A 21,991-nucleotide genomic window follows, 5' to 3' on the forward strand; every position below is an offset into this window, starting at 1 on the left:
TGCGCGCTGTCTGCGCGGGGTCCCACGTAGACCATGCTAGCCGCGATGTAGGGAAAGCCAAAGGAGGATAAGCGGACGGAAAGCCCGCTAATTCCGCGCGCTCAGGCCCGCGCGAGATGAGCCAGCACTTGGGCTGCCAGCCGTTGGATCGGCAGCACTTCGTCCACTGCGCCCAAGGCGATCGCCTCCCGGGGCATGCCGAATACCACGCAAGTCGCCTCGTCTTGAGCGAAGTTGTAAGCTCCGGCGCGTTTCATCTCCAGCATGCCTACTGCCCCATCCTTGCCCATGCCGGTCAGAATCACGCCCACGGCGTTACCGCCTACCCACTGGGCGGCTGAGCGAAACAGCACTTCCACCGACGGTCGGTGGCGGTTTACCGGCGGCTCCTGGCTAAGCTCCACGGTATAGTGGGCTCCGCTGCGGCGCACCTTGAGGTGGGAATGACCCGGGGCGATGTAGGCATGCCCGGGTAACACCCGCTCGCCATGTTCGGCCTCTTTCACGGCGATGCGGCACAGGCCGTCGAGCCGCCTGGCGAAGGAGCGGGTGAAACCTTCTGGCATGTGCTGGGTGACGAGCACCGCGGGAGCCTGCGGGGGAAAATTGATGAGAAATTCCTTGATCGCTTCCGTGCCCCCAGTGGAAGCTCCCACCAAGACCAGCTTGTCGCTCGCGCAAAATCGTGACGGCACTGCGGCAGGCTGCGGGTAGGGGTTAGGCGGAGGCCGCAGGTGGGCAATGGCCGCGGTGCGGATCTTTTCTGCGAGCTCTTCGGCGTAAGCGCCCATGGCTCCGAGCGGATCCTTTTTTGGCTTGGCGATGAAATCCACTGCACCCAGCTCCAGCGCCTTCAGGGTAGTTTCAGAGCCGTACTCGGTGAGGCTCGACACCATCACCACCGGCGTGGGACGCAGCCGCATGAGCCGGGCGAGGAACGTGAGCCCATCCATCCTGGGCATTTCCACGTCCAGGGTAATCACATCCGGGTTGAGCGTCCGAATGAGCTCCTCGGCCGCGAGGGGGTCTCGGGCCGCACCCACCGCTTCCAGATCCGGCGTTGCGTTGACGATCTCGGTCAGGATCCTACGCATGAGCGCGGAATCGTCGACGATCAACACCCGCAGCCGACCCCCCAGTCTTCTCTTTGCCGAAGGCATGGATGCCGGATGATGATGCCCGGCGCTCATGGCAAGCGTTTCCCTCCTCGGAACGGTGCAGTCGCCTCCACACCTGGTGTGCCGACCCTCCCATGCAGCCCGACAGAGGAAACCTGCCCGTTCGCCCCGGCCACGGGACGGCCCTCCGCCAAGCCAAAGCCTTCCTCACCCATTCTTCTTTCCTTCTCATGGACTTGCCGCGGGTTGCACAGCGGTGCGTAGACGGTGCGCCCGCAGGGACGGAACAGGTCCGCCGCATGGGTCAGGCTTTCCGAGTGCCCAGCAAACAGCAACCCATGAGGGGCGAGCAGCGGCGCGAGTTTCTCCAGTATCCGATACTGGGTGGGCTTGTCGAAATAGATCATCACGTTGCGGCAGAAAACGGCATCGAAGGGCCCGCGCACGCTCCAGACGGGATCCAGGAGATTAAGGGGCGCGAAGGTGATGATCGCCTTGAGCTCATCGCGCACCCGTACGCAGCCCGCCGGAGTGCCGGCGTCCCTCAGAAAAAAGCGCCGCAAGCGTTCCCGGGAAAGCTTCGCCACCCGCTCCTCTGGATATACCCCGCTTCGGGCCCAGGCCAGGGCCTGGGTATCGATGTCGGTGGCGAGAATTGTCACCGGCGGCGTATAGCTCGCAAAGACCTCCATCATGGTGATTGCCAGGGAGTACGCCTCCTCGCCGGTGGAAGTGGCCGCGCTCCACAAGCGCACAGGACGACCGCCGCGATGCTCCGCCACGTGGCGCGCCAGCAAGTCGAAGTGGTGGGCTTCCCGGAAAAAGGCTGTCAAGTTGGTGGTCAAGGCATTGGTGAAGGCTTCCCACTCCGCTTCGTCGCCTTGTTCCAGCCGAGCCAGATAATCGCCGAAAGATCTCAGGCCCAAGGAGCGCAACCGGCGGGCCAGGCGGCTGTAGACCATATCCTTCTTGGCAGGCGAAAGGCATATACCTGCCCGCTGTTGAATGAGGGTGCGCACCCGCTCGAAGTCGCGGTCCTGGTAGACGAACTCTCTTTCTTCCCCTCGAAGCGATCCCACTGTGGATGACCTATCGACGTGCCCGTCTTAAGCCAGGGCCTCCCGGAGCCGAAGGGTCCCCGTAAACCACCCGGGCCGGAGGCTGCCTTCTCTCCGCGAAACCGACGATCCCATTAACGGCGCTCGTGTCTCGGAGCTTAAACGCTTCGCTGCACTGCGACCGGCGATCTCGCGCATCTTCGCCCGGTATCGGCAGGGCAAAACGCAAGAAAAAGCCGGAAAAACCGTTCCTTTTTCCGTCTGTGGGCCGCTCTTCCCGGTGGCACCATGGCGCCCATGGAGCGTGCCAGCATCTTCCAACGCCCTGCGGTCCGACACAGGATAGCGGGCCTCGCCCTCGCCCTCGCCCTCGGGCCGGTGAGTGCTGAGGTTCTACGCCAAGCACCGGGAGCGATCGCCCAGGCAGCCCAGGAATTCGTGCTGCAGGAAACGCGGTCCCTATCCGGCCGGGTAAGCGTGCAGGTGGGCGGGCTCGACGAGCGGCTCGTCCTGCCGGCTTGTGGGGTTCTCGAGCCCTTTCTGCCGCCCGGCCAGCGGTTGTGGGGCAACGCTTCGGTAGGTGTGCGCTGCGTGGCGCCCACCGCCTGGACCGTCTATCTGCCGGTCACTGTGCGCGTCGAGGGCGAGGTATTGGCCGCCGCTCGTCCCCTCGCTCCCGGAATGCGATTAAGCGATGCGGACCTCGTCCCTGTTGCCGCCGACCTGACCCAATTGCCGGCCGCCGTGGTGAGCGACCCCCGGGACGCCTTGGGCAAGACGGTGACCTCCCCCATCGCCGCCGGGCAACTGTTGCGCTCAGATCAGCTGAAGGCAACGCCCGTTGTGATGCAGGGCCAGACAGTAAAGGTAATCGCCCGAGGACGGGGGTTTTCCGTCAGCGCCGAGGGCCGGTCTCTGTCCTCCGCCGCCGAGGGTCAGCTCGTCCAGGTGCGCTTGGGGAGCGGGCAGCTGGTCTCGGGGATCGCCCGCCCGGGAGCCATGGTGGAGGTGACGCATTAAAGTTTCCGGAACCGAAGCCGTAATCCAGTTGCCCCCAGGAGACGGAAGGACACCCATGAAAATCGACCATTCGGTGAAGCAGCTCCCCGGCATCGGCCCCGTGGGCGAGGGACAAGCCCGGCCAACAAATGGCCCAGCACCCGCTCCCCGAACCTCCGAGGCAGATAGTGTCGAACTTTCCCCCCTTTCTGCCCGACTTCAGCGCCTGGCGCAAGGAATTGCCGACACCGAGGGGATTGACGCCACCAAGGTAGCCGAGCTCAGGGTTGCTATCGCCGAAGGGCGCTTGCGCATCGATCCACAGGCCATTGCCGACAAGTTAATCGAGGAGGCCCGTGAGCTGCTCGCCCGCCCCCGGAGCTGAAGAAAACCCCGCGCAGGACTTCACTGCCGAGCGTCGCGCCCTCGCTGCCCTGGCTGCCCTTCTCACCCGGGAGCGGGAGACGCTGGTGGCCGGAGACTTGGAGACCCTGGCTTGCCTCGCGGCGGAAAAAGAGGCGTCCGTCGAGGCTCTGGAGCGGCTCTTGGCTGAGCGCTTCGCCGCACTTGGCGGGGAAGGCGCCCCCCCGGATATGCGCACCCGACACAACGCCTGGCTTGCGCGGCAGCCGGATACGGTGCACGCCGCCTGGGGATCCTTGCTTGCCGAGGCGGCCCGGCTTCGGGATCTGAACCGCCTCAACGGGCGGCTCATCGACCAGCGCCTAGCCCTCTGCCGCCAGGGTCTCGCCCTTTTGGCCCGCTCCAGCGAGGCAAACCTCTACGATCAGACCGGACGCCTCCTTCCCGCAAGCCGCCCCTGCGAGGCCGTTCGGGCCTGAGCTCCACGCCCGCGACCGGTTCCCTCCAGGCGGTCAGCCTTTGGCCCTGTTGCCCGAGTTGGGAAGCCTCGAGCCATGGAATGGCTGCGGAACCCGGGGCTTTGCCTCGACGTGCCCGGAAGGAGCCCGCTCTGCTTCCCCCACGCTTTCGGCCAGGGTCATCACCGTCACGCGGCGGCTGTGGCGCTCGGCTCTCTGGCGTTTCGTCACCAGCAACGGGGCAGTAGGAAACCTTTGGCTCCTCCGCGATCCGGAACCAGGTTCAGCAACCGCCTCTAGGAGCGCAACAAGTAGGAAAGCAGGCCCGTGAAGGTTAAAAAAAATCCACCGCTAGGGCGTCGCTATCGGTCTCTGAGTCTGGCGCGCAATCGCGCCACAGCCTGGCTATGAATTTGGCACACCCGGGACTCGGTAACCCCGAGCACTGCGCCGATTTCCTTGAGGTTAAGCTCCTGCTCGTAGTAGAGCGCCATGACCAGCTTCTCCCGCTCCGGCAGCTCATCGATCGCCGCCGCAAGCCGCCTGCGGAAGTCCTCGTCGATGATGCGCTCGAGAGCAGACGGATGGGGGTCGGCCGCGTGGCGGTCGAGGAAGTGTTCCTCCTCGCTTTCGTGAAAATCGTCGTAGTGGACGATTTGCACGCCGCGCGCCTCGGACAGCATTGCCTGATACTCCTCCAGGGAAACCCCCAGCGCCCGCGCCAGTTCCTGCTCGCTGGGTGGCCGTTGTAGGCGCTGTTCCAAGCTCGCTATCGCTTGCTCGATGCGCCTCAGACTGCGGCGCACGCTGCGTGGCATCCAATCTGCGGCCCGCAACTCATCGAGGATCGCGCCTCGGATACGCTGGGTAGCATAGGTCTCAAACTGAGCACCCTGTCCTTCCTGGAAGCGCTGGATCGCGTCCAGCAAACCGAGCATCCCTGCCTGTATCAAATCCTCCACCTGCACGCTCGCGGGCAGCCGCGCCATCATGTGATAGGCGATGCGCTTGACCAGGGGCATGTAGCGCTCGACCCAGTACTCCCGATCGCTCAACCCTGTTGCGGTGTACATCCCACCTTCCTCCTTCCTTGATCCTCATGGCCGCTCAGGATGATTGCCACAGCCGTTCCGGGCTAGTCTGTAGGGATCAGCATGCAACCGTTGTCACCCGGGCCCGACGGCCCGCCGCTGCTGGCACCACCCCTTGCGGGCGGTTGTCTCCCTCTGCCACCGGCTCAAGCAGCGTCTCGGCCAGCCGCTCCACCGCATGGAGGAAGGCACCCCCGCGCAAAGCCCCTGTCGCCGAGCCATGGCGGGCAACGGCATGACTCACCGTCGAATCGGTGGGCATCCAGCCGGCCAGGGGCAGCCTCACCCCCAGATGACGGCGCGCCACATCGGCGACATTGCCGTGGATCGCCTGCGCCTGGGCAGCATCAGCGACCTGGCACACCAGGAGCCGGCACGGCGGCGGAGTGCCGCGCCACACGAGGCGTTTGATCAACCCATAGCCCTGGGTGATGGAGCCGGCCTCCGGAGAGATCGTCAGGAGTAATTCCTGGCAGATCGCATCCACCGGCAGCAGCAGGCCGCTCGCGCGAGCGGCCGCATCCACCAGAACGAAATCCGCCCCGACATTCAGGTCCATCAGCCGCTTGAGCAGCCCGTCCCCACCCCAGCAGCCCGGCTTGGATAATTGGGCGAGACCCCGCGCCGCCGGCAGCACGATGCACCCGTGGGGGCTGCGCACTAGTACCTGCCGCAAGGAACGCTCGCCGCAGAGGGCATGAGCCAGATCGAAGCGGGCCTTGGCCTGCAGAAGATCATTCAGGTTGCCAGCGTTTGAGTTGCCGTCGAGTACCACCACCCGCCGTCCCAGCCGAGAAAGGGTCATGGCCAAGTGGGCCACGGTGGTGCTCCGGCCGACCCCGTCGACTCCTGCAGCCACGGCCACGACCCGCGGCCCTTGGGAAGCCAGTAGTTTCCGCAGGCCTGCGGCTTGGTCCCCATAGCACTCAGCCATAGGCCGCTTCCACCGCCGCCCGGCGTGCCGCTCCACAGGCCATGAACGCCGCCAGATCGTCCTCTGCCGGCGCATGGGGGGAACGCAAGGAGAGATCGTCGAACGCATGCTGGATGAGTGCCCGGGCATCGGGCAGATGCAGGTCCTCTGGAACCCGCTGGCCCGTGGCCACGTAGAACACCTTGAGCTTGTGGCGGATCGCCACGTCCAGCCCGGCGCCAGCGGTAATGGCTTCGTCAAGCTTGGTAAGCACGCAGCCTGCGAGCCCATCCCTGTAAGCCAGATAGACGTCCTCCAGGGTGTCCCCGTGGCAGGTCGCGTTGAGCAGCAGCAGCCGGCGCACCGATTGTCCTTGCGAGCGCAGCATGGCCACCTGCTCCGATACCAGGCGATCGCGCTGGCTCATGCCCACCGTGTCGATCAGGATAAGATGCTTGTGCTGCAGGCGTTCGAGCACCGCTGCCAGTTCTTCGGCATCCCGGGCACAGTGCACCTGCACTCCAAGAATCTGCCCGTAGAGCTTGAGCTGGTCGTGGCCGCCGATGCGATAGCTGTCGGTGGTCACGAGCCCGAGGCGCTGGGCACCGTGGCGCACCACGTAGCGAGCCGCCAGCTTTGCGGTGGTAGTGGTCTTGCCCACGCCCGTGGGGCCCATGAGCGCGTACACGCCTCCCCTCTCCAGCACCTCCCCCTCGTCCTTTAGTACGGAGAGGTTGTGCACCAGGGCTGCCCGTACCCATTCCAGCGCCTGGTCGGGCGAGCGCCCGCGGGGTAGCCGCTCCAGGATTTTTTTCCCGAGGCACGGACTGAAGCCGGCGGCGAGCAGCTTGCGCAGCACAGCACCCCGTGTCGGATCCTGCTGGGCAACGCCGCCCCAGGCAAGCCCCGCCAACTGCTCCTCCACCATGCCGCGCAACGTCTTGATCTCCGCCACGAGTGTCTGGATCCATGGGAGCGCAGAAGCCGGAGCCGGCGGCTCGCTCGCTTCGCCGGTATCGCCCCCAATCGCCGGCTTGGACGGCGTCACCAGGGGGGCGATCTCCTCGGAACGCATCGCTACGATCTCGACCCCGCCTTCCACCGTGCGGTTGGACAGGACCACTGCGTCCGGGCCAAGGGTCTCCTTTACTTGGCGCAAGGCCTCGCGCGATGTTTTTGCAACGAAACGGGAAACGTTCATGCTCTACCTCCGATGACGGCCGTGACGCGGATAGACCGCGAGTCGGGAATTTCGGCATGGGATAGCACCTGGAGTTGGGGCAGCGTCTGCCGTAGGAAGCGGGCGAGCAGCGGCCGCAGCGGCGGGGGCGTGAGCAGAACCGGCGGGTGTCCGTTCCGCTCCTGCTGGGCCAGGGCTGCCTTCGCCCCGGCGAGGAGCCGATCGGCGAGGCCCGGCTCGAAGCCGTCTGCGGGCGCCGCACCCTGCACTGCCTGCAGCAACAGACTTTCCAGTTCGGGCTCGAGGGCGATTACCGGCAGCTCAGCCACCGTCCCGAACAAGCCCTGGACGATGGAACGGCCGAGGGAGATCCGCACGAGGGCGGTGAGCTCGGCGCTGTCCTGGGTTCGGGATGCATGCTCGGCCAGCGTCTCCACGATGGTGCGTGCATCCCGGATGTGGAGGCCCTCCTCCAGCAGGTTTTGCAGCACCTTCTGCAACGTGGTGAGGGAAAGCGTCTTCGGCACCAAGTCTTCCACCAGCTTGGGGCTCACGCGGCCCAGGTAATCGAGGAGCTGTTGCACTTCCTGGCGCCCCAGCAATTCTCGCGCGTGGGTGCGCATCACCTGATTGAAGTGGGTGGCGATCACGCTGGCCGCATCCACCACCGTGTAGCCCTGGGCCAGAGCTTGCTCGCGCAAGCTCGCCTCGATCCACGTGGCCGGCAGCCCGAAGGCCGGATCCCGGGCCGCCGTGCCCGGCAACGCCGGCGCGCCCCGGCCCGGGTCGATCGCGAGGTATTGCTCCGGATGGGCTTCGCCCCGCCCCATTTCCACCCCCTTGAGTAAAATGCGGTAGCCCCCCGGCTTTAGCTCCAGGTTGTCACGGATGTGCACCGCCGGCGGCAGAAAACCCACTTCCTGGGCGAATTTCTTGCGCAACGCTTTGATCCGTCGTAGCAGCTCCCCTTGCTGGCCCTGATCCACCAGGGGAATCAGGCGATAGCCCACTTCCAGCCCTAGCGTATCGACCGGGGTGACATCGTCCCAGCTCGCCTCCTGGGTCTCGGGCCCAGGCTCAGAAGGAGCCGAGGCAGCAGGCGACGGACGGGGTCGAGCCAAAGCGTAGGCGAGCGTACCCAGCGCTGCAGCGAGCAGCAGGAATGCCGCATGGGGCATACCGGGCGTGAGCCCCAACACCCCCAGGATCGCGGCGGTGAGAGCGAGAGGTTGGGGGTTGTGGAAAAGCTGACCCTTGACCTGCTGGGTGACGTCCTCGCCAGTGCCAACCCGGGAGACCACCACGCCAGCGGCCGTAGAGATCACCAGTGCCGGGACCTGGGCCACCAGGCCATCACCGATGGTAAGCAGGGTGTAGTTCTGCGCCGCCTGGCTGAAATCCATACCGTGCTGGAAGATCCCCACCACCAGGCCACCCACGACGTTGATCAGCAGGATCAGGATCCCGGCCACTGCATCGCCGCGCACGAACTTGCTGGCCCCATCCATAGCCCCGTAGAAGTCCGCCTCCTGGGCTACGGCGGCCCGCCTGCGGCGCGCCTCCTCCTCGCCGATCAACCCCGCGTTCAGGTCGGCGTCGATCGCCATCTGCTTGCCGGGCATGGCGTCTAAAGTGAAACGCGCCGAAACTTCCGCGATACGCCCAGCGCCCTTGGTGATCACCACGAAATTGATAACCACTAGGATCACGAACACCACGAAGCCCACGGCATAGTTGCTCCCCACGATGAAGTGACCGAAAGCCTCGATCACCCGGCCCGCAGCATCCGGTCCGGTGTGGCCCTCTAGAAGCACCACCCGGGTGGACGCCACGTTGAGCGACAACCGCAGCAGCGTGGTGAGGAGCAACACCGTGGGGAAGACCGCAAAATCGAGGGGTTTGACGGTATTCAGGGCGACCAGCAGCACCATGATGGCGCAGGCGATGTTGAACGTGAACAGCATGTCCAGGACCAGGGGCGGCAGGGGCAAGACCATCATCGCCAGGATGAGGATGATGACCACGGGCGCGGCAACGGTGCTGGAAGCCCGTGCCAACTGGAGGAAAGAAGGCTGTGCGGCAGTGGTCACGGCTTTTACCCGCTCTTCCGCTCAGGATCCTCGGCGTGAGGGTCCATTCCCGGGGGGATCGGCACTTCTCCGAAAGGTGGCAACGCCCGACCGTAGACGCGGGCATGCCGCAGCTGATACACGTAGGCCAGTACCTCAGCTACGGCGGTATAGAGGGCCTCGGGAATCTCCTCGCCCAGCTCCGCATGATAGTACAGGGCACGGGCGAGCGCCGGAGCCGAAAGCACTGGCACTTGATGCGCCTGCGCCACCTCACGGATGCGCGCGGCGAGCAGCCCCGCGCCCTTGGCCACCACCCGCGGCGCCCGCATGCGACCTTCCTGGTAGGCAAGCGCCGCGGCGTAATGGGTGGGGTTCACCACCACCACATCCGCCTTCGGGACTTCCGCCATCATCCGACGGCGCGCCGCCTCCCGCTGGCGAGCGCGCACCTGCGCTTTGATCTGGGGATCCCCTTCGGTCTCCTTGTGCTCGCGCTTTACCTCCTCGCGGCTCATCCGCAACCGGCGACCGTAGTTCCAAAGCTGAAAGGGCACGTCCACCAGGGCCACCAGGGCAATCGCTCCTACCAGGCAGAAAAAGCTGAGAGCGAGCACCGCGGCAAGGCTCGAAAAAGCAGCGCCCGGCCTCTGGAAAGCAAGGCCGACCAGGGTATCGCGCTGGCTCCACAGGGCCCAAGCGCCAGCCCCACCCACCAGCAGCGCTTTGGCCACCGACATCGCGAGCTCCACGAGGCTGCTCAGGGAAAACATGCGGCTCAGACCCTTAACGGGATCCAAGCGGTTCCAATCCGGAGTAAGGGCCTTGGCGCTCAGGATCCAGCCGCGCAGCGCGATGGGCGCCACCAGAGCGCAGACAAGCGCTGCCCCTGCAATGGGCAGCAGTGCCACCAGCGCCTCGACCGTCAAACGGGCAAGGCGCGGCAGCAGCAGGTGTGCGTCGAAGGCGAGCTCCCGTTCCACGGTAAGACCGTGGGCCAGGGTGGCGCCGACGCGAGAGACCAATGAGGCGCCCGCGAGCCACAGCAGTGCGCCTACGCCACCCACCATCGCCAGGCTGGCCAGTTCCCGCGACTGGGGCACCTGCCCTTGGTTGCGGGCCTCCTCGCGGCGCCTTGGCGAGGCCGGTTCTGTACGTTCGAGATCGTTCTCGTCGGCCATGATGTATGCAGTGACGGGGCGAAGCTCGAACGCCCCTGGTGCCGACGATTATGGCGAGAAGGCAAAAACCTCCATACGCAGAATAGGCCTGGGATCGGGCGTCAATTCGGCGATGCGCGGCGCCGGGTAGGACCGCCGTCTTCAGGCGGCGAGGGACATCGGCACGGGGGCGCGGCTGGCAACCAGCCCTTCTCGACCGGCAAGGAGCTGAGACAGATCCAGGATCAGCACCACCTCCCCTTCGCTGGACAGAGTGGCGCCGGCGACCCCTTTGGGCCGGAACGAATCGAGCGACTTGATTACCACGTCATCGCGTCCGGCAAAGCCATTCACCGTAAGCACGAACTGCCGTCCTCCCAAGTGAATGACCACGCCCACCTCGCCCGCGCGGCCTTCTGGCCACTGGAGGAGGTCAGCGAGCGACAGCACCGGCAATACCTCTCCACGTATGACCATGGTGGGGCGGCCCCCCACCCGTTGTACGTCCCCTGGAGCTACCGTCAGGATCTCCTGCACCAGGGATAGGGGCAGGGCAAACGGCTGTCCGCCGAGGCGCACCACCAGTACGGGCAGAATCGCGAGCGTGAGGGGAAGGCGGATGGTAAAGCAGGAGCCCTTGCCGGGCTCGGACTCGATGCTGATTGCACCATTGAGCTTCTCGATGTTGGTCTTCACCACATCCATGCCCACGCCGCGACCCGAGACGTCCGAGGCCTGATCCTTGGTAGAGAAGCCGGGAAGAAAGATCAGGTTCAAGGCCTGGCGTTCATCCAGCGCGTCCGCCTCCTCCGCAGAAATCAGGCCCTTTGCCACTGCCTTGGTGCGGATCACCTCTGGACGCATGCCCCGGCCGTCATCGGAAACGGCAATAAGGATGTGGTCGCCCTCCTGTCGTGCCTCTAACCGGATTTCGCTCTTCGCCGGCTTGCCAAGTCGCACCCGCTCCTCGGGTGGCTCCACCCCGTGGTCCACGGCGTTACGCACTAAGTGTACCAGCGGATCGTTCAGATCCTCGATCATGGTCTTGTCGATCTCTGTATCCTCGCCGCAAAGAATGAGCTCGCACTGTTTGCCGAGCTGGCGCGCCAGGTCCCGGGCAACACGGGGATATTTGCGGAACAGCCGGCCGATGGGCTGCATGCGGGTCTTCATCACCGCGTTCTGCAAATTGCCCACCATCAGATCCAACTGGTTCACCGCCTCGTCGAGCGCCTTCAGGGTGTGCGCATCGACGCGCCCCTTGAGGAGATCATTGCGCAGCGCCGTCAAGCGGTTCTTGGTGAGCCCGATCTCCCCAGACAGGGTAAGCACGTAGTCGAGCCGGTCGGTATCGACCCGGATGCTCGTGTCCTTGGCGGACGGCATCCGTTCGGCGTCGTTGCGCGCTGCTCGGCCGGGCGCCTGCCCATCTGCCGCCTGATCGGGCGCCGCGCCTGTGGGAACTGCGTCCTCGGCCACCGCCTTGTGCAACGCCGCCCAGTCGATGTCTTCACGAGGGCCGGGCAACGGCTCGCGAGGGCGTGAATCGCCTTCGGCAGCGCTCTCCAGTGCCGAGAGCAGTGCCGCCTCCGGCTCGGCCGGCGGCCGGCCCTGGGTCAGCTCGTCGAACATGGCGCGCACCGACGCCGTGGCCCAGAGAATCGCATCCAGCATTTCCGGAGTGAGGGCGAGGGTACCACTGCGCAGCTTATCGAATAGATTTTCAGTGCGGTGGCACAACTCCACCAGCGCCGTCAGGTTCAAAAAACCCGCTCCGCCCTTGATGGTGTGAAAACCGCGGAAGATTTCGTTGAGCAGCCCCCGGTCGTCGGGTCGCCGCTCCAAATCCACCAGCTTCAGATCAACCTCATTGAGGAGTTCGGTTGCCTCCTGCAGGAACTCCTGCAGCATGTCCTCCATGCCAGAGAATCCGCTCATCGCCTCTCTCCCGTTCGTCGTGGTAGACTCAGAATCCCAGGCTCTCCAACAGCTCGTCCACCTGGTCTTGGCTGGTCATCACGTCATCGCGCCCGCCGGGATTGACGACCGGCCCATTGAGCAGGCGATCGGCTCCAAGCGGCGCGGCCGGCTTGATCTCTCCTTGGGAAATATCCAGCAGCAGTTGCACGAGCTGGCTCTCCAGGTTACGCGCCAACTCCACGATGCGTTTGATCACCTGGCCAGTAAGGTCCTGGAAGTCCTGGGCCATCATGATCTCCAACAGTTTTTCCCCCGTGGCGTACGCGTCCACAGTGGCCTCTTTCAGGTACGCGCGGGTCTCGGCCGCGAGCCGCTTGAAGCCCTCCACGTCAAGCCGTCCCTCGTACAGGGCGTCCCAGCGCGTGGCCAAGTCCTCGGCCTGTCTGCCCAGCCGCTCCTGGATAGGTTTGGCCGCTTCGATGGCGTTCAGCACTCTTTCCGCCGCCTGTTCGGTCATGGCAGCAACGTAGTTCAGCCGGTCCCGCGCGTCTGGGATGGTCTGGGCAGCCTGCTCCAGCAGACGGTCGTAGCCCAACTGTCGCAGCGCATCGTGAAACGCCCGCGTGAGCTGCCCCAACCGGCTCATCACCTCCCCCGCCGGACAGGATTGGGCATCATGGGCCGCCGGCTCCTTGCCTTGGGCTACCGGGGCAGAAGCATTGTGCCTGCGCTGCTCGGCCACAGCGTCAAACAGCGCCTCCAGATCCTCGGCGCCCGTGGCGCCTGCGTCGATAGCATTCATGATCAAGCCGCCTGTTCCATTTTCTTAAAAATCTTCTCCAGCTTCTCTCCCAGAGTGGCGGCAGTGAAAGGTTTGACCACGTAGCCACTCGCGCCTGCCTGGGCTGCAGCGATGATATTGTCTTTGGTCGCCTCGGCGGTTACCATGAGGACGGGCAGATCCTTTAGCCGGCTGTCGGCACGCACCTCCTTGAGCAGGGTCAGGCCGTCCATGTTGGGCATATTCCAGTCGGAGATGACGAAACCGAAGCCGCCAGCGCGCAATTTGGCGAGAGCTTCGGCACCGTCTTCGGCCTCCTCCACGTTGTTGAACCCAAGCTCCTTGAGCAGGTTCTTGACGATGCGGCGCATGGTGGAAAAGTCGTCCACCACCAGGAATTTTGTGTTCGGGTCGCTCATCGCCTTTGCTCCAGTTAATGATCGGTCGAGCAGCTCTCAACGGGAGAGATATGGTCGCAAGGTGTCCGCCAACACCGTGGGGTCGAATTTGCTTACGTAAGCGTCTACACCCACGCTTTGCCCCAGGGCCCGGTTGGCCGATGAAGACAGTGACGAGTGCATGATCACCGGGACACCGTCGAAACGCGTGTCGGCCCGCAACTGGCGGGTGAGGGCGTAGCCATCCATTTCTGGCATTTCGGCATCGGTAAGCACGAGCTTTAACTCGCGCTTGAGTGGCACCCCCTGCCGCTCGGCTTGGTCGGCCATGGCTTTCAGGCGGGCATAGGCTTCCGCTCCGTTCCTGGCCTGTTGATAGCGCGCGCCGAGACGTTCGAGCACTTGTACGATCATCCGCCGGGCAGTGCCAGAATCGTCGGCAAAGAAGAGCATCCCTTCCATGGGTGCGGCAAGCGGCGCAAGCTCTGGCACCGTAGGCTCGCCGAGGGCGACTGCCAGCACCTGCTCCACGTCCAGGATAGACACCAACCGCCCGTCGGGAAGCCGAGTAAGAGCGGTGATAAAGTTTCCCTCCACCGCCACGATGTCCTCTGGCTGCTTCACCTGGTCCCAGTCCACCCGCACAATGCGATCGACCGCCTCCACCAGGAATCCTTGGGTATGGCGGCTGAACTCCGTTACCAGCATGGTCGCGCCCTTTGGTGCTCCTACTCTGGGCGCGACGAAGGCGGCTAGGTCGATCACCGGGATGACGTGGCCTCGCAGGGAGATGACTCCCTCTACGCCCCGCGGGGCGTAAGGAGTGGGGGTGATCTTCGGTGCTTTGCTGACTTCCCTCACCTTGAACACGTTGATGCCGAAGATCTCGCCGCTGCCCAGGGTGAAGAGCAATATCTCCATCCGGTTGTAGCCGGCCGATCGCGCACGGTTTATAACCGCGCCAGCGGACGCGGAATCCTGAGAGTGCTGCATCGAGTTCATCGCCACCCCCTCAAGCGTGTGCCTGGAGCGACCGCCGCTTCAGCAGCCGCACCAGTGCCTGCGCCAGCAGGCGCGGCTCAAACTTGAACACGTAGTCGTCAGCGCCCATCGAGCTACCCAATTGCCGATTAGAGCTACCCGATAGAGATGAATGCATGATCACCGGGATGCCGGCGAAACGTGGATCGCTTTTGATCTTTCGGGTGAGGATGAATCCGTCCATCTCCGGCATCTCGATATCGGTGACCACCGCGTGCAGTGTGTCGGCAAGCCTCTGCCCCGTCGCCTCGGCGGCTTCGGCGAGCCGGTTCAGCTCTTCCCATGCCTTGCGCCCGTTCACCGCGCCAAGTCCTCGCACGCCCATGGTATCCAGCGTGCGTTCGATCTGCCTGCGCGCAACCGAGGAATCGTCGGCGAAAAGCACGGTGCAACCGGACAAATCCACCGGCTCGATACCCTGATACAAGTGTCCCTCGTCGTAGCGGGTGGTTTCGGACAGAATGCGCTCCACGTCCAGCATCATTACCAGCCGTCCGCCGCCGAGCTCGATCACCGCGGTCACCAGCCCTCCGTGACGGGAAATAAGCATTTCCGGCGGCGCCTTCACGGCGCCCCAGTCCAGACGCAGAATGCGATCCACCCCCTCCACCAAGAATCCCTGCACGTGGGCGTTATACTCCGTCACCACCAGGATCCGAGGAGGCATCTCGTGGACGATGCCGGCGAAATGGGCGAGATCGATCACCGGAACGAGCTGTCCCCGCTGGCTCACCATGCCCTCAATCCCCTCGGGCATCTCGGGGGCGCGGGTGATCTGCGGTGCCCGCATCACCTCCCGCACTTTGAACACGTTGATGCCAAAGGTTTCCCGCCGGCCGGTGGCGACGTCCTGCCCCAGCGTGAACAGCAGAATCTCCAGCTGATTGGTACCCGCCAGGCGAGTGCGGGCATCAACGCTTCGCAGCAGCTCCGACACGGCTCCCTCCCCAACGCCTCAGGCCGCAGCGATGCGGAAACGGGAAACCAAGGACTTCAGCGTCGCTGCCAGATTCTCCAGGTGCTGGGCAGCCTCGGAGGTTTCGCGTACCGCGGCGCTGTTCTGCTCCGCCATCTGAGCGATGCTCTCCACGTTGCGCGCGATGTCGTTGCTTGCCGCGGTCTGTTCCTTGACCGAGGTAGTGATGTCGTTCACCCCCTGGCTCGCTCGCTCCACCGCCTGGTTGGCCTCAGCGAGCAACGCCACCACCCGCTCCACGTGTTCCTGGCTGGAGGCGAGAGAGGCCAAACCCTGGGCAATACTCTTCTCCACGTGCGCTGACTGCTCGCCCAAAATCTGGGTGACGCCATCGATCTCGTTTGCCGCCTGTCCGGATTTTTCCGCCAGCTTTCTCACTTCGTCGGCCACCACGGCAAAACCCCTTCCTTGCTCGCCTGCCCTGGCCGCCTCGATGGCAGCGTTGAGCGCCAGAAGATTAGTCTGTTCCGCGATATCTTTCACCTGCTTTGTCATGCCGGTGATGGCCTGGGTGCTGCGCACGAACTGTTCGACAGCCGCGGCAATGGCTTTGACCGCCGCTTCCACGCGACTAACTTCGCCCAGGAGCTGGCTCAGCCCTTCGTTGCTCTTGCGGGTTCGCTCCAGACCGTCACGGGACATCTGGTGCACTTCCTCGGCGCTTTGCGCCACTGCCGAGATGCTCACGGTGATCTGCTCGACCGCCGCGGCGGTGGCGGAAGCGGCCTCACTCTGGTTCTGCGAGCCGCTCGCTACCTGGGACGAGGAGACTGAGAGCTGGGTCGCGGCGCTGGAAACCTGCTCGGAGCTTGCGTGCACCTGTTGCACGATTTCGTGCAGGTTATCCATGAAGCGGTTGAAATCCTGAGCGAGCCGCCCGATCTCGTCCTTGCGCCCCGCAGGCATACGCCTGGTAAGGTCCCCGTGGCCATCGGCGAGCTCGGCCATCACCTGGCTGATGGCGCGCACCGGCCGCACGATACCCATGGGCAAGAAAACCGTCACCAGCACGCAGACCACCAGGCCTGCGATCGCTGTTGCGATGAGCGCATGGCGCGCGGAATGGTAAGCCTCCCGAGCTTGCTGGCGGTGGTTTGCCACTGTAGCTTCAAGCCGGCCTTCCTCGTCGTCCAGCACTTTGCGCATCTCATCGAATTCTGCGGTTCCCTTGTACACCGAAGTAGTCATCGCCGCGAAGCGGTTAGCATAATCAGCCTTGCGTACCATCTCCAGGGTGGCCATGGACGTCTTGTTCCACGCCTCCAGCAACGCTTCGAACTTTTGCTGTGCCTGGTTGGCCTTTTCGTCACCGATCAGTTTGGTGTATTGCTGCACCCGGTCCCGGGCTTGGGCTATGTTGTCGCGGTAATCTTTTTCGAACTTAGCGAAAAATTCGCTGTCGGTTTCCACCGACAGCAAGCTGCGCTCTGCCACCAACGCTTGCTGCAGATCCCGGTCCGCCTGCACTAGCTTATCCAGGGCGACGATATACACCTCGGACAGATCCTTGACCTTGCCGTTGAGCAGCGCAAGCCGTGTGACGCCCACGGCGCTCAAGGCCGCCAGCATAACAATGATCAGCGCTAGTGGTACGAACAATTTCATACGCAGCGGTGCATCGTTGATCCATTTCATCAGCTTCCCCCCTTCTGTCTTGACCGTGCTTGGCCTTCCAATTACATGATCTGTTTATCGGCCGCCGGAGTCGTTTCTTTAGGCCCAGCTTCCGCCCCTCCGCCCTTTTCCGGCAATAGCTGGGCTGCGGCCTCTCCCTGGCCCACTCCGATCGCAGCCCGCTCCTCGAGCAGCGAGATTTCGGTCTTTTTGTTCAGGACAACGATGCTGATGCGCCGATTGGCCGGATTCGACGGGTCAGACTTATCCAGGGGGATCGAATCGGCCACGCCCACCACTCGGAATACCTTGTCATCGCGCATGCCACCGGCGATGAGCTCGCGGCGCGAGGCGTTGGCCCGGTCGGCGGAAAGTTCCCAGTTGCTGTAGCCGCGCTCGCCTAGCGCGTAAGGCTTGTTGTCGGTATGCCCGGAGATACTCACCCGATTGTCTACTTCGTTTAAGACTCGACCGATTTCGTGCAGGATCTCACGGGTGTATGGTTTCAGCCGTGCGCTGCCGAGGTCGAACATGGGGCGGTTGTGCTCGTCCACGATATGTATACGCAGGCCTTCGTCCGTGAGATCGAGACGGATCTGGCTTCGGAATTGTTTGAGCAGCGAGCTCGCCTCGATAGCCCGCTCGATTTTTGCCTTAAGGGCCTTTAACCGCTCCAGCTCGGCGCGCGCCAGCTCGGCCTCGGCGGCCTGGAGGTTGATGATTCGCTTCTCGCTGGGGAGATCTCCTCGCTTGACCTGTCCCACAGAACGGGTGAGATCCTGGCCTCCTCCCTTGATCACGCTGGAGCTGTCGCCGCTGCCGGATCCTCCCATGAGCGCCACTTTTAGCGGCGTTCGGAAGTACTCAGCGATGCCCTCAAGATCGCCTTTGGTCGTGGAGCCGAGCAGCCACATTAGCAAAAAAAACGCCATCATGGCGGTGACGAAATCCGCATATGCGATCTTCCACTGACCGCCGTGATGGCCATGCACCACCCTCTTCGGGCGTTTGATGATGAAGGTCCGCTCCGCTTCTCCCGCCATGGGACCGCCTTTCTCAGCGCGTTTTGACCTGTTTGACGTGCTCTTCCAGCTCGTAGAACGACGGCCGCTCCGTCGAGTAGAGGACCTTGCGCCCGAACTCCACCGCCAGCGCCGGCGCGTACCCGTTCAGGCTGGCGAGCAACGTCACCTTGACGCACTGCAGGAGCTTGCTGGATTCCTGGGCCCGCTGCTCCAACACGCCGGCCAGAGGCCCGACGAAGCCATAAGCGAGCAAGACGCCGAGGAAGGTGCCGACCAGCGCCTTGGCGATCAGCACCCCGAGCTCCGAAGGCGGTAGCCCCACTGAACCCATGGTGTGCACCACGCCCATCACCGCCGCGACGATGCCGAATGCCGGCAAGCCGTCTGCGACCCTCTGCACGGCGCGCGGTGGGATCTCGCCCTCGTGGTGGTGGGTCTCGATCTCGCTGTCCATAAGGCTTTCCAGCTCCACGGCATTCAGATTGCCGCCCACCATCAGCCGCAGGTAGTCAGAGAGAAACTCCAGCACATGCTGATCGGCGAGGATCTTGGGATACTTGGCGAATAGCGCACTCTGCCTCGGGTTGTCGACGTCGTTCTCGATGGACATCAACCCTTCTTTGCGCACTTTGGCCAGCACTTCGTACAACAAGCCCATGAGCTCCATGTACACCGCCTTGTCGTACTTCGCCCCCTTGAGCGCCTCGGGCAGCGCCTTGAGCGTTGCTTTGATCACCTTGCCCGAGTTGCCCACGACAAAGGCACCCAGCGCCGCCCCACCGATGATGAGCAGCTCGATCGGCTGAAACATGGCGCCCAGGTGGCCGCCTGCCAGGGCGTAGCCTCCGAAGACCGATGCCATTACTACGATGTAGCCGAGGATCACCAGCATGGGTTTTTCCAATGGCGGCCGATCGGCCGCGCGCAGGGGTTTGGTTTTAGCGCAATCGCAGCGTAGCAAGAGAAGGCTGATGGCGATCAGGAAAATAGCGACCGGTTACCGGTCTTTTTTTTCCGCCAAACTTTGCTCCCCGCCGGGACAATCAGCCAGGAACGAGCAGGGTCAAAGGTGGTTTAAGGGATTCAGGCCGCCGCAGCCTCGGCTGCGCGACGGGTCTTGCCGGCTCTGGACGGAACAAAACACAGCCCGCACACATAGCGGTCATAGAGCTCGTGGGTATGGACCACGAAATGGCCGCCGCAGCGCTTGCACGGGGTGGTGGTGAGCAAATCCGCAAGCATGAAGCGCACCAGGGTCCAGGCCCGGGTGAGAGATAGCTCCCGGGTAAGCCCGTAGGCTTGTACGTGCTCCAGATACAGACGGTAGGCCGTCATGATGGCCCGAATGCCCTCGAGGTGGGCGTTGTGCACCAGATAACGGTAGATATTGGCGAACAGGGAAGCGTGGACGTTGGGTAGCCAGGCCATGAACCAATCGGTAGAATAGGGCAGCATACCCTTTGGCGGGGAAGTGCCCGTCACTTCCTTGTAAAGCTTGAGCAGCCGCTCGCGGCTTAAGCAGGTTTCCGCCTCCAGAAGCTGCATGCGCGCGCCGAGACGGATCAGCTCCACCGCCAGTTGCACCTCGGCCGCGTCGGATACGATGCTCTTGCCTTTCATCGCTTTTCACTCCAAGCTCAGGCAGTCACCGTCGGCGCCGGTTGGCCGGAAAGCAGGATTGCGGCATGGGAAGCCCCCAGCATGCGGTCCCTGGTGTAGCTGGAAAGCATATCGAGAATCAGGCTGTCGTCGAAGCGGAAACGGCACAGCAACAGGTTAGAGCCTGCCATCTTGCTGATTTGTCCAGGCGTTAGCGCGGCGAGGATATCGGCCATCTCCTCGCCGATGCCCAGACGCAACAAAGCCGCTGCCCGATCTTGCCGGACCATCTGCTGGGCAAGCAGCAAATAAGCAAGGTTGAGCTCGCGAATCTCCTCTATCCATCGATTCTGGTCCATGGTTTGCCTCCCTTCATGTGGTCATTTTCAGCCCGCACGGGCGGACCGACGGCCACACTTTGCGAAAAAACCCGCAATGGGCCAATCGGAAGGCGACGGTATCTCGCGTACGAATCGTGCCGGCACAACGGATAGGAATTTTTCTGACAAACGCAGGACGCGCGCGTCCCACGCTTCGCGCTGGCGGCGCAAGCAAGGCCATGATCACGCGTCGGATCCGACGATTTTCGGCGGCCGCGTCCACCGGGTTTACGGCGAAAGATCGATAATCTTTAGCGCAAGACCCAGGCTTCGCGGGTACAGGCCTGGCGGGCCGCAGCGATCTTGACCCATGCCTCAACTCGAGACCGCTGCCAACCGGCCGTAGCCCCTCTTCCTGGCATCAAGCTCGTCAAGGCCGGGAACGCAGACCCACGAAAGCTGCCCCCACGGTCAGGGGCGAGCCCAAGAAGCGTCGCTTTTCGCACCGTCCGGATCTCGACATTTCCTGTCTCCGTTTTCGTCAGCCACCGTGCCCCTGCATGCTCTCGTCTGTCGTTCCAAGCCCGAACGCAGTCTCCTTCACCCATCGGTTAGGTCGCCCCGTGTCGGCATTAGCAGGTTGTCTCGATCGAAGAGCGCATTCCGACCGAGCATCCGCTGCGGGCGATCAAGCGCCAAGCCGATGCAGCCCTCGCCTCGATGAGCGCGGCCTTTGACGCGATGTAGGCCGAGGGGGGAGGCCCTCGATCGCGCCCGAGCGGCTGCTTGCAGGCAAGCCTGCTGATTGCGCTCTCCTCGGTCCGATCCGAGCGGCTCTTCTGCGGGAGGCTCGACTACAATGGGCTGTTTCGCTGGTTTCCCGACATGGAGCTCGAGACACGAGCCTTCGACCCTTCGGCCTTCTCCTTAAACCGCGCGCGCTTATGAGCACTTCACCGTGGACGGCAAGATGATCGAGGCCTGGGACTCGTGCAAGAACTTCAAAAGAAAGGAGGGCACGCCGCCCCGGGACGGGGACGACGGCAGTGGCATGGTCGACTTCCGCGGCGAGCGACGCAGCAACTCGACCCACGAATCCACGACCGATCCCGAGGCCAAGCTCATGCGGAAGGGCAGCGGCCAGCCGGCGAAACTGGCCGACGGGGCGCACGCGCTCATGGAAAACCGCCACGGGCTGCTTGTGAACATCGCGATTACCGAGGCAACCCTCGCCGAACCCCAAGCGGGAACAGCGCTGGTGGACCGACGGCGCCAGGCCCGAAGCCGCCTGCGCACGCTCGGCGCCGACAAGGGCTATCACACCAAGGCGTTCGTGAAGCGGCTGCGCGGCCGAGGCATTGCCCCGCACGTCGCCCGCATCGTGGGCCGCGCCACCCCGGGCCTCGATGCTCGCACTACCCGGCACAGCGGTTACGCCATCGGTCAGCGCAAACGCATCGAGGAGATCTTCGGCTGGATAAAGCCCATCGGGGGATGGCGAAAGACCCGCTTCATCGGGCAGGCCAAGACCCGGATGGCCGCCTACCTGGTCGGGGCAGCCTACCACCTGCTGAGAATGGCGCGATTGCATACGGCCGCGACGGGATGAGTCCGCCCGAAAAGCCAAAAAGGTAACGGGATTACCATGAAGGAACAAAACAACGCCCCTGCCGGCACCGATCCGGCAGTCCGGGACGCGTCGAGAGACACGCGACTTGATGTTACGGGCATTTATCAACACCCTGTTAGGCTTTACCGATCGAGCAAAGAACGAGTGGCGCGATTTGTGCTTTCTCCGCGTAAGCGGTTTCCTCGAAGCATGTTCACCCGTCTGCCCAGAGGTTAAATCGCAGCGGTGGGCAAGACCCCAGACTTCAATAGGAGGCGGTATGGGTGGTGTCCGAAGGT

At 63.8% G+C, this 21,991-nt stretch carries 20 protein-coding genes and 1 pseudogene; 4 read left to right on the top strand and 17 right to left on the bottom strand.

Annotated features, from left to right (window positions below; all coding sequences use genetic code 11):
* Positions 1-101: 101 nt before the first annotated feature.
* Positions 102-1,139 carry a protein-glutamate methylesterase/protein-glutamine glutaminase gene (locus ACUVYZ_RS09280; protein WP_439934121.1) on the bottom strand — a complete coding sequence of 346 codons (1,038 nt, stop codon included), beginning with the start codon at positions 1,137-1,139 and terminating at the stop codon, positions 102-104.
* A gap of 47 nt (positions 1,140-1,186) precedes the next feature.
* Entirely contained in the window at positions 1,187-2,197 is a 1,011-nt protein-coding gene (locus ACUVYZ_RS09285; protein ID WP_439934004.1) for a CheR family methyltransferase, read from the bottom strand.
* Positions 2,198-2,473: 276 nt separating this feature from the next.
* On the opposite strand from ACUVYZ_RS09285, the gene flgA reads away from it, so the two are divergent.
* From flgA to flgN, 3 genes are read left to right on the top strand one after another with little or no spacing between them, the layout of a single operon-like run.
* The gene (flgA, locus tag ACUVYZ_RS09290) at positions 2,474-3,196 is read left to right on the top strand and encodes a flagellar basal body P-ring formation chaperone FlgA (protein WP_439934005.1); all 723 of its coding nucleotides are present in this window, start codon (positions 2,474-2,476) and stop codon (positions 3,194-3,196) included.
* A 55-nt stretch (positions 3,197-3,251) separates the two neighbouring features.
* A complete protein-coding gene (gene flgM, locus ACUVYZ_RS09295; RefSeq protein ID WP_439934006.1) occupies positions 3,252-3,560 on the top strand; it encodes a flagellar biosynthesis anti-sigma factor FlgM in 309 nt (102 codons plus the stop codon).
* Positions 3,532-4,017 carry a flagellar export chaperone FlgN gene (gene flgN, locus ACUVYZ_RS09300; RefSeq protein ID WP_439934007.1) on the top strand — a complete coding sequence of 162 codons (486 nt, stop codon included), beginning with the start codon at positions 3,532-3,534 and terminating at the stop codon, positions 4,015-4,017. The genes flgM and flgN overlap by 29 nt, the downstream gene beginning before the upstream one ends.
* 341 nt (positions 4,018-4,358) lie before the next feature.
* On the opposite strand, the gene ACUVYZ_RS09305 is transcribed toward flgN, so the two are convergent.
* The 15 genes from ACUVYZ_RS09305 to flhD form a co-directional block, all read right to left on the bottom strand.
* On the bottom strand, positions 4,359-5,069 hold the full coding sequence (locus tag ACUVYZ_RS09305; RefSeq protein WP_439934008.1) for an RNA polymerase sigma factor FliA: 711 nt from the start codon (positions 5,067-5,069) through the stop codon (positions 4,359-4,361).
* Between the two features lie 76 nt (positions 5,070-5,145).
* Positions 5,146-6,021, bottom strand: a complete 876-nt coding sequence (locus ACUVYZ_RS09310) for a nucleotide-binding protein (protein ID WP_439934009.1) — start codon at positions 6,019-6,021, stop codon at positions 5,146-5,148.
* Positions 6,014-7,201: a flagellar biosynthesis protein FlhF gene (flhF, locus tag ACUVYZ_RS09315; RefSeq protein ID WP_439934010.1), complete on the bottom strand. Its 1,188-nt coding sequence runs from the start codon at positions 7,199-7,201 to the stop codon at positions 6,014-6,016. Before flhF ends, ACUVYZ_RS09310 begins: the two co-directional genes overlap by 8 nt.
* The gene (gene flhA, locus ACUVYZ_RS09320; protein ID WP_439934011.1) at positions 7,198-9,270 is read right to left on the bottom strand and encodes a flagellar biosynthesis protein FlhA; all 2,073 of its coding nucleotides are present in this window, start codon (positions 9,268-9,270) and stop codon (positions 7,198-7,200) included. The genes flhF and flhA overlap by 4 nt, the downstream gene beginning before the upstream one ends.
* 5 nt (positions 9,271-9,275) lie before the next feature.
* Positions 9,276-10,430, bottom strand: coding sequence for a flagellar biosynthesis protein FlhB (gene flhB, locus ACUVYZ_RS09325; RefSeq protein WP_439934012.1), 1,155 nt, complete (start codon positions 10,428-10,430; stop codon positions 9,276-9,278).
* Between the two features lie 141 nt (positions 10,431-10,571).
* Positions 10,572-12,329 (bottom strand): chemotaxis protein CheA, encoded by a 1,758-nt coding sequence (locus ACUVYZ_RS09330; RefSeq protein ID WP_439934013.1) that lies wholly within the window; start codon positions 12,327-12,329, stop codon positions 10,572-10,574.
* Between the two features lie 46 nt (positions 12,330-12,375).
* A complete protein-coding gene (gene cheZ, locus ACUVYZ_RS09335) occupies positions 12,376-13,131 on the bottom strand; it encodes a protein phosphatase CheZ (protein ID WP_439934014.1) in 756 nt (251 codons plus the stop codon).
* A gap of 2 nt (positions 13,132-13,133) precedes the next feature.
* Positions 13,134-13,529: a chemotaxis response regulator CheY gene (gene cheY, locus ACUVYZ_RS09340; protein WP_439934015.1), complete on the bottom strand. Its 396-nt coding sequence runs from the start codon at positions 13,527-13,529 to the stop codon at positions 13,134-13,136.
* Positions 13,530-13,565: 36 nt separating this feature from the next.
* Positions 13,566-14,501: a chemotaxis protein gene (locus tag ACUVYZ_RS09345; RefSeq protein ID WP_439934122.1), complete on the bottom strand. Its 936-nt coding sequence runs from the start codon at positions 14,499-14,501 to the stop codon at positions 13,566-13,568.
* Positions 14,502-14,520: 19 nt separating this feature from the next.
* The gene (locus ACUVYZ_RS09350; RefSeq protein ID WP_439934016.1) at positions 14,521-15,486 is read right to left on the bottom strand and encodes a chemotaxis protein; all 966 of its coding nucleotides are present in this window, start codon (positions 15,484-15,486) and stop codon (positions 14,521-14,523) included.
* Between the two features lie 18 nt (positions 15,487-15,504).
* Complete coding sequence (locus ACUVYZ_RS09355) at positions 15,505-17,160, bottom strand: methyl-accepting chemotaxis protein (protein WP_439934017.1); 1,656 nt, start codon at positions 17,158-17,160, stop codon at positions 15,505-15,507.
* Positions 17,161-17,201: 41 nt separating this feature from the next.
* The gene (motB, locus tag ACUVYZ_RS09360; protein WP_439934018.1) at positions 17,202-18,182 is read right to left on the bottom strand and encodes a flagellar motor protein MotB; all 981 of its coding nucleotides are present in this window, start codon (positions 18,180-18,182) and stop codon (positions 17,202-17,204) included.
* A gap of 13 nt (positions 18,183-18,195) precedes the next feature.
* On the bottom strand, positions 18,196-19,056 hold the full coding sequence (gene motA, locus ACUVYZ_RS09365; protein WP_439934019.1) for a flagellar motor stator protein MotA: 861 nt from the start codon (positions 19,054-19,056) through the stop codon (positions 18,196-18,198).
* 191 nt (positions 19,057-19,247) lie between these two features.
* Positions 19,248-19,784: a flagellar transcriptional regulator FlhC gene (flhC, locus tag ACUVYZ_RS09370; RefSeq protein WP_439934020.1), complete on the bottom strand. Its 537-nt coding sequence runs from the start codon at positions 19,782-19,784 to the stop codon at positions 19,248-19,250.
* Positions 19,785-19,801: 17 nt separating this feature from the next.
* Positions 19,802-20,122 carry a flagellar transcriptional regulator FlhD gene (gene flhD, locus ACUVYZ_RS09375; RefSeq protein WP_439934021.1) on the bottom strand — a complete coding sequence of 107 codons (321 nt, stop codon included), beginning with the start codon at positions 20,120-20,122 and terminating at the stop codon, positions 19,802-19,804.
* A 609-nt stretch (positions 20,123-20,731) separates the two neighbouring features.
* Here flhD and ACUVYZ_RS09380 point away from each other — a divergent pair.
* Positions 20,732-21,692: pseudogene (locus ACUVYZ_RS09380) on the top strand (transposase).
* Positions 21,693-21,991: the final 299 nt, after the last annotated feature.

Source organism: Pelomicrobium sp. P1 (assembly GCF_052805615.1).